The following is a 7,743-nucleotide window of genomic DNA, read 5'->3' as shown; positions in this document are numbered from 1 at the left end:
ATAGCATAAAAATGTGTTTCAGCTTCGGTATTATCTTCTATTTTTTCTACATTATCTCTATCGACTTTCCAACAAATATACCCTTTCATGTCTGGACAAAAGTAAATCGCTTCCATTTGAGGAATTAGAGAAAGCGTGTATTGTTGTTCAGCGATCGCAAATTAAGATAAATTATATCCAATGGAGGTTAGCGGACTCGAACCGCTGACATCCTGCTTGCAAAGCAGGCGCTCTACCAACTGAGCTAAACCCCCATAAATTTAAAATAGTAGGTAAGTTTGATTGTCAGTCGTTATTGTAACTTATATTGTTCCATTACCAAAGGGATGAAGCCAGAAAATATCCAAGTTGTTGCAGCACTGTATAAATTTGTCAAGCTGCCAGACTTTGCCGAGAAACAAGAGCCTCTGCTGTCTTACTGCCAAACGCAAGGTGTGAAGGGGACAATTTTGCTGGCACAAGAAGGCATTAACGGTACAATTGCCGGTTCGCGTCAGGCAATTGATTCTGTTCTTTGGTTTCTGCGTACTGACCCTCGTCTAGCAGACCTAGAATATAAAGAGTCCTATACCGAAATCCCCCCCTTTGAGCGGATGAAGGTGCGGTTGAAGCCTGAAATTGTTACTTTGGGATTGCCTGAAATTGACCCAAATGAGCAAGTTGGCACTTATGTCAGTCCCCAAGAATGGAATGATTTGATTTGCGATCCAGAAGTAACCGTGATTGACACCCGCAATGATTATGAGGTGAATATCGGTACTTTCCAAAGAGCAGAAAATCCCCAAACTGGCTCATTCCGAGAATTCCCCGATTATGTGCTACAGCACCTCGACCCAACTAAACACAAAAAAGTTGCTCTGTTTTGTACGGGTGGCATTCGCTGTGAAAAAGCTTCATCCTTCATGCTTGCTCAAGGCTTTGCAGAAGTTTATCATCTCAAGGGCGGCATTCTCAAGTATTTAGAGGAAGTTCCAGCACAGAAAAGTTTATGGAAAGGGGAATGTTTTGTCTTTGACGATCGCGTAGCTGTCAGTCACGGGCTGGAGGAAGGAAGTTGTGAGCGATGCTTCTGTTGTGGATATCCGATTTCTGAGTCAGATAAGGTGTCTCCAAAGTATGAACAAGGTATCTCCTGTCCCTATTGTTTTGATAGCCTCACCGAGGATAAAAGAGCGCGTCAGCAGGAAAAATGGCGGCACTACCAAACCCAAGTTCTTAATTCCAAAAATCGGGATGTAAGTTAAAGAAGAATTCAGAATTCAGAATTCAGGATTTAAGGGCAATATTACTGTAAATGTACTACCGACTCCAACTTGACTTGTGACGCTGATTTGACCTCTGTGAGCATCAACGCACCTTTTAACAATTACTAACCCCAATCCAGTACCCTGAATTGATTGGACATTTGAGGCTCGATAAAATGACTCAAAAAGTCGCGCTTGGTCTGGTTCAGGAATGCCTATACCTTGATCTTGAATATAAAAGATTGCTACTTTATCAATCGGGTCGCAAATTAAATCAAACTTAATGTTGCCACCTTCTGGAGAATATTTAACTGCGTTTGAGAGGAGATTTTCAAATAAGTAATGCAAGAGTCTTTCATCCATTACAGCGTTGTTGCGATCGCTATGAGAGGTAAAAACAATTTCATATAGGCTATCTTCAGCAATAGAAAAATCTTCGATTAACTCTAAACAAAATTGTTCTAAGTTAAGTGGAGCAGGGTTATATACAAGTTTTTCTGCTTCTGCTCGACCCATAAACAACACTTCTTCCATGAGTTTTTCTAAAGATTGCACAGCACCTTGAATTCGCTTTAAATAGATGGCTCTTTTCGCATCTGTCAAATTTGCTCCTTGCATTTCTATCAGTTCTACTGCTGTTTGAATAACAGTTAAAGGATTACGGAACTCATGAGATACGGTAGAGATAAATAAGGACTTGAGACGATTAAGTTCTTGCTCTTTCTCCAAGGCTTGCTCTAGAAATTTTGTTTGGCGTCGTTCGCTAAGATCCCAAAAAACAATTACTACACCATTTATCTGGTCAAATCGCCGTTTTATTGGTGAAGCACTATCACCAATTGGAACTCTTTTTCCGTCTTTTGTAATTAGAGATGTGAATTCCCCTAAATAAACAACCTGTTGATCTCGCAAGACTTTTGTTACTGGGTTTTCTAATGTAGCTCCTGTAAGTTCATCGACAATATGAAAAATCTCTGCCGCCTCATTTCCTAAAGCATCTTTTTGCTTCCAGCCAGTCAACGCCTCAGCTGCGGGATTCATAAATGTCATTATTCCGGCTTCATCTGTAGCGATTACAGCATCACTCATTGAGTTTAAAAGGGTTGCTAACTGATCTCGATTTTCTCGCAGTTCACGCTCTAATTGATGTTTTAGAAGACCGATTTCGATCGCTATTTTTAAATCTTTTATAGTAAAGGGTTTAACGATATATCCGAAAGGTTGGGTAATTTTAGCTTTTTCTAAAGTATGATCGTCGCCATAAGCGGTTAAAAAAATTACAGGAACGTCTAACTGCTCACGAATAAGACTGGCAGTAGTAATACCGTCCATCTCACCTTTAAGAATAATATCCATTAATACTAGTTCTGGTTGAGTTTCCGATGCCTTGGCAATGGCAACTTTTCCAGATGAAGCTGTACCCGTAACAATGTATCCTAGTTGTCTGAGTTGGCTGGCAATAGTTCTAGCCACAATCACTTCATCTTCAACGACTAAAATCCTAGCTTGGCCCATTTAATATTTACTAATGCAAAGTTAACTGCGTGAATTGAATTTTGAATACTGTTCCGTGATTGCGTTCTAGAGTAATGCAGCCTTCTAGTTGTTCTGTAACCAAGTCATACACTAACGACAATCCCAAAGAATCAGTAGTTGTCCAATCTAAATTATCTGGTAAACCGATCCCATTATCTCGAATAGTCATCTCGATAATATTACCAACATTACGTAAAGCAATACTGATTGTGCCTGCTTCTTGGTTGGGAAAAGCGTGCTTTAGTGCATTGGAGATTAATTCGTTAATAACTAATCCGCAAGCAATAGCTTGGTCAACATTCAAGCTAACTGAATCTATATCGGTTTCGAGAGCGATTTTTCCAGGGTATATTTGATAGGAAAATAGTAAGCTTGCTGCCAAATTATCGATATAGTCAGCAACATCAATTTGTCCAATGTTAGCGGAAATATATAAATTTTTATGGATTAGAGATATTGACTCAATCCGGTTCTGACTTTCTCGAAGAGCTTTGATGGCTTCTGGATCTTTGAGTGTTTGAGACTGGAGTTGTAATAAACTAGAGACAATTTGCAAATTATTTTTGACTCGATGATGAACTTCTTTTAATAAAACTTCTTTCTCAGCTAAGGCATTTTTTAACTTGACTTGAGCGTTTTGTCTTTGAACAAGTTCAGTTTTAGCTTGTTCAAGGATGCTCGATTGTTGAATTGCGATCGCTAATTGGACTGTCAGTTGATCTAACAAATCTAATTGATTTTCTTCCCACTCGCGCCAACCAGAGCATTGGTGAGCAATCACTAAACCCCAAAGGTGAGAGCCTGGGTTTTGAGAGCTTACTTCTAGTAAAATGGGCACGACTAAATTTGCTTTGACTTCAAACTGTTCTAACAAGCGAATATGGCAATCAGTTAATCCCGCTTCATAAATATTAGCGATCGCTCTTTTACGTCTTTGATAATACTCCACTCCTGCGCCTGCTTGAAAACACGTATCGTGAATCTGTACCCCCAAAGAAGCAGTCCATCCAGGTTCCACGGATTCCGCCACAATTGTACCGATCATCTCTGGGTTAAACTGATAAACTACCACTCGATCAACCCCAAGTAAATCTCGCACTTCTTGAACTGTTGCATTCAGAATATCTTGGAGATTCAAAGATTGACGAATCCGTTGAGCAACGGTTCGCATCAATTGTTCTCGCTCGGCTTGGGCTTTTAGAGCCAGTTCAGTTCGCTTACGTTCTGTGATGTCTTGCCCAATACCGATAATTTGACCGTTGGAAAGTGTAACATTAGTCCAAGATGTATCTAATAAACGACCATCTCGCATCTGAGTTCTAAAGTCACCCCAGTTGCGTTGTGCAGACTGAATAAAATTAATTACATATTGTCGATATTCAGGATTTGGATATAGCGCTTCTAGGACATCCCCAGCTTGGAAATCCTGAAATTTCCAGCCTAAAAGACTTTCCCATTCTTGGTTTACCCATTGAAGTTTACCATTAGGATCAAAAAGTGCAATCATCAACGGTATACTTTCAAAAACTATCTGCAAAAACTCATTTTGCTCTTGAAGTTTGGTTTCTAAATTTTTGCGTTTTGTAATGTCGTAAAATACCGTTAAAATTGCTATTTCATTATTAAAATTTAAATATTGTAGTGAAGCGATCGCCCAAAAATAAGTTCCGTCTGCTCTTTTTAATTGAAGTTCATAGTTATGAACAAAGCCATGTTCATTCAGGGCTTCTAATAGTAACTCGAAATCGGCTGATTTATGGTATAAATCTAAAACTTCTCGATTAATGAAATCTTTTCCTGAAAATCGAAAAGTTTTAATAAACTCTGGATTAGCATATAATATCCAATTGTCAGACACACGCGAAATAATTAATGGAATTGGAATAGCTTCAAAAATGACTCTAAATCTCGCTTCACTTTCTTGAAGGCTTTTTTTGATTTGTTTATGTTCTGTTATGTCTCGTATATTAACCAACCGAGCGTTATAACTGGCATAGTCTATTTTATGTGTGACAATTTCAACATCAATAATCTCTCCACATTTTCGTCGATGTTGCCATTGCCCAGAAAAATGTAAGTTAGAGTGTCTTTCTCTTAAATATTCTATGAAGATAGGCACATTTTCTAAAGGGCGAATGTCAGTTATTCGCATTTGCAAGAACTCTTCTCGTGAGTAGCCATAGTGGACAACAGCAGCTTCATTTACATCTAAAAATTGCAGATTATTCTGGTTATATACCCACATTGGGTTAGGGTTTTTAGAGAAAAGAAGATTAAAACTCCTTCGGCTATCATCAATAATTTTTGGCCGATGTAACTCTAAATACCTAATTACTTGTCCTGCTAACTGTTGTAAGGCTACTTGCTCTTTAACAGTCAAATTTCGCGGTGCAAAATCAATTACACAAAGACTACCTAAGGCAAAGCCGTTAGAGGTAATTAGAGGAACACCTGCATAAAAACGGAAATAATGATTTGATGTTACAAGGGGGTTTGTCGCAAATCGTTCATCTTGTAAAGTATCTGGGATGATTAATATTTGATTTTGTAAAATAGTATAATTACCAAAGGAAATGCTTCTAGGAACTTCCGATATAGTTACCCCAATTTTTGACTTGAACCATTCCCGTTCTGCATCAACTAGGCTAATAAGAGTGATTGGTGTTTCACAAAAGTTAGCAGCTAGTTGAGCTAATTCATCAAAAATTTCTTCTGATGGCGTATCTAAAATTTGATACTGATTAAGTACTTCTAAACGTTGGCTCTCATTTTCTGGAAATAGCATTAGTGGTTGTGTGAAAAAAATATTTTATAGTACCAGATTTAATTTGCAAAACTCTAAAAATATAATTAACTTTTTGTAAAGTATGCGAATTTTGTGATGTATTAAATTCGCTTGTAATTTAAATGTGGAATAGCTGATAATTTCTCGATAAAAACCTTAAGAGCAACATCTAGATTCTTTGATAATTAGGAATGAGAAATAAGCGTCTGTACTCAAAAAGACTTCCCATAGAGGTATCTGTTGGTTCAATCTTCATAGGAATCTGGCAGTATAAAGTATGTTTGATAGTTTACGCTAAGTAAAGATCACTTGTACATATACGCAAAGAACACAGAAAAAACTCTCTGCATTCTTTGCGCCTCCAGATTATTTTTATCTTGGGCGTCCCAAAGTAGTGATATATAGAACAGCTTCATCGGCAGGGATACCCAAAACTTCATTTACTTGATCATCAAAGAAACCACCAATACCACTAACGCCTACATTCAGGTGGATTGCTGCTAAATTCAAGCGTTGTCCTAAATGGCCGGCATCCAGATGTAAGTAACGGTAAACGCGATCGCCATATTGTGCGATCGCAGCTTTCAAATCGGCTGTATGGAAAAGCACTGCTGCTGCATCCCGCCCCAATTCTTGCCCCAAACAGAGAAAATGTAACTCTCGCCGAAAGTTTTTAAAGCGGATTTGGCGTAATTCTTGGGCTTTGGGTGCGTAATAATAACAACCTGCCTCCAATCCTTTAACTCCCGAAACAGCAATAAATGTTTCTATTAAATTCAAATCAAAGTAGTCTGGAGAAATATCTAAACTTTGGTCGATGTAATTTTGCGGTTGGTAAGTGAAATCAAGTAAACCTTTTAATTCATCGAAAGTTAAATCATCACCATTATAAGCGCGGGTAGAGCGTCGCTTATACATAGTGGTTTCTAGTTCTGACAGCTTTTCTCCCCAGTCTATAGGCGCAGTGGTGGTAGGAATTTTCAAACAGAAAGGAAAGTTATATTTATCCTCCAAAGATTTTTCTTGTTTGATAGTTGGTAGATTGAGATTGCCAGTTACACCTGATTCGATCTGGGTGTGTCGATGGAAATATGTCAGCAATTCACCATCGGGGATTTGGGGATAACTGGTTTCGGTGGCGGAAGGTAAAGCAGTACATCCCAATGGTAAATTTTGATTGACATCTAACAAATCTGCCAGAGGTAAGACAGCGATCGCACCTTCTTGTTGCGGATCAATATAAAGCAGATCGTTTACCGATTCATCCACAAAACCGCCGATTAAATGGGGGCGATAGTCAGTAATAGCACCAGCTAACTCGATATTACCCAACAGGTGTCCCGTATCTAGAAAAATCCGCCGATAAGCCCGATCTTCATAGCGCCACGCAGAACGATAGAAAACCGCAGTCACAATAATTGCTAGTTGAGTATTTTCTAGGGAAGGATGCCAGAAACAAGCTGCTTGGAGATTTTGCCAAACATCACTTTCCCAATAATGCATGAGAGAATGAGTTCGGCACTGGTAGTTATATAGACCAGGTGGCAATAACGCCGTACCACGGGAAACCACATACACCTCAGCCGGGTATAATCCGCCTGCACTGGGAGCAGCACGTAAATACACCGCGCTACCCATAGAAGGCATTCTCGCCGTCAATCCATAGCTGCGAAACAGCAGGCGTGAAAGTCTTTGCCACCATTGAGCATCTGGGTTATTAGCAAATCCCTCTGTTTTTTCTTGGATATAGGGTTTGAGATCAAAAGTAGAGCCAATTTTGTACTCTTTGAAAGGCACTGGTTGTTTAGCCCAGTCTAACTGCTGACTTTTGGAAGCGAGAGTCTCAGGGTTGTATTTAGTCCGTTCGTGGTAATGCTGGGCAATTGATTGGTGTAATTCTGGCATAGTACTTTTAATATCCTTGGGGCATCCTTTTTTTGATCTTGGCACTCTTCAGCCTCATTGTTTCGTGTCAATTCGTACAATCCTCAGACTCACAAAGTAGTAATTGGTAACAACTGCATTGGGGAATGGGGATTCAATACTGCTCGGTTAAGAGTCGATCTCCCTAACCCCCCTTAAAAAGGCAGGGCTGTTTCATTCCCTAAAAGATGTAAATTGAAGAAAGAGACAAGGGGACAAGGGGACAAGGGGAGGAAATCAGATGGGGATTCAGAC

Annotated in this window: 4 protein-coding genes and 1 tRNA gene; 1 reads left to right on the top strand and 4 read right to left on the bottom strand. The window is 39.2% G+C overall.

Annotation, left to right across the window (positions count from 1 at the left end; genetic code table 11):
- Nucleotides 1-181 precede the first annotated feature (181 nt).
- A tRNA-Ala gene (locus tag VE944_RS33345) sits at nt 182-254 on the bottom strand.
- A gap of 72 nt (nt 255-326) precedes the next feature.
- Between VE944_RS33345 and trhO the strand changes: the two genes are divergently transcribed.
- Nucleotides 327-1,244 carry an oxygen-dependent tRNA uridine(34) hydroxylase TrhO gene (gene trhO / locus VE944_RS33340; protein WP_324987873.1) on the top strand — a complete coding sequence of 306 codons (918 nt, stop codon included), beginning with the start codon at nt 327-329 and terminating at the stop codon, nt 1,242-1,244.
- A gap of 15 nt (nt 1,245-1,259) precedes the next feature.
- On the opposite strand, the gene VE944_RS33335 is transcribed toward trhO, so the two are convergent.
- The 3 genes from VE944_RS33335 to VE944_RS33325 all read right to left on the bottom strand — a co-directional run bounded on the left by VE944_RS33335 (nt 1,260) and on the right by VE944_RS33325 (nt 7,470).
- Nucleotides 1,260-2,759 carry a hybrid sensor histidine kinase/response regulator gene (locus VE944_RS33335; protein ID WP_324987870.1) on the bottom strand — a complete coding sequence of 500 codons (1,500 nt, stop codon included), beginning with the start codon at nt 2,757-2,759 and terminating at the stop codon, nt 1,260-1,262.
- A 10-nt stretch (nt 2,760-2,769) separates the two neighbouring features.
- The gene (locus tag VE944_RS33330) at nt 2,770-5,565 is read right to left on the bottom strand and encodes a PAS domain S-box protein (protein ID WP_324987867.1); all 2,796 of its coding nucleotides are present in this window, start codon (nt 5,563-5,565) and stop codon (nt 2,770-2,772) included.
- A 372-nt stretch (nt 5,566-5,937) separates the two neighbouring features.
- Entirely contained in the window at nt 5,938-7,470 is a 1,533-nt protein-coding gene (locus VE944_RS33325; RefSeq protein ID WP_324987876.1) for a SagB/ThcOx family dehydrogenase, read from the bottom strand.
- Nucleotides 7,471-7,743 lie beyond the last annotated feature (273 nt).

Origin of the sequence: Nostoc sp. (genome assembly GCF_035638895.1) — a bacterium.
Classification (GTDB): Bacteria; Cyanobacteriota; Cyanobacteriia; order Cyanobacteriales; family Nostocaceae; genus Nostoc.
Note: the sequence above shows the minus strand (reverse complement) of the source record. Positions and strands in the feature narration are given on the sequence as shown.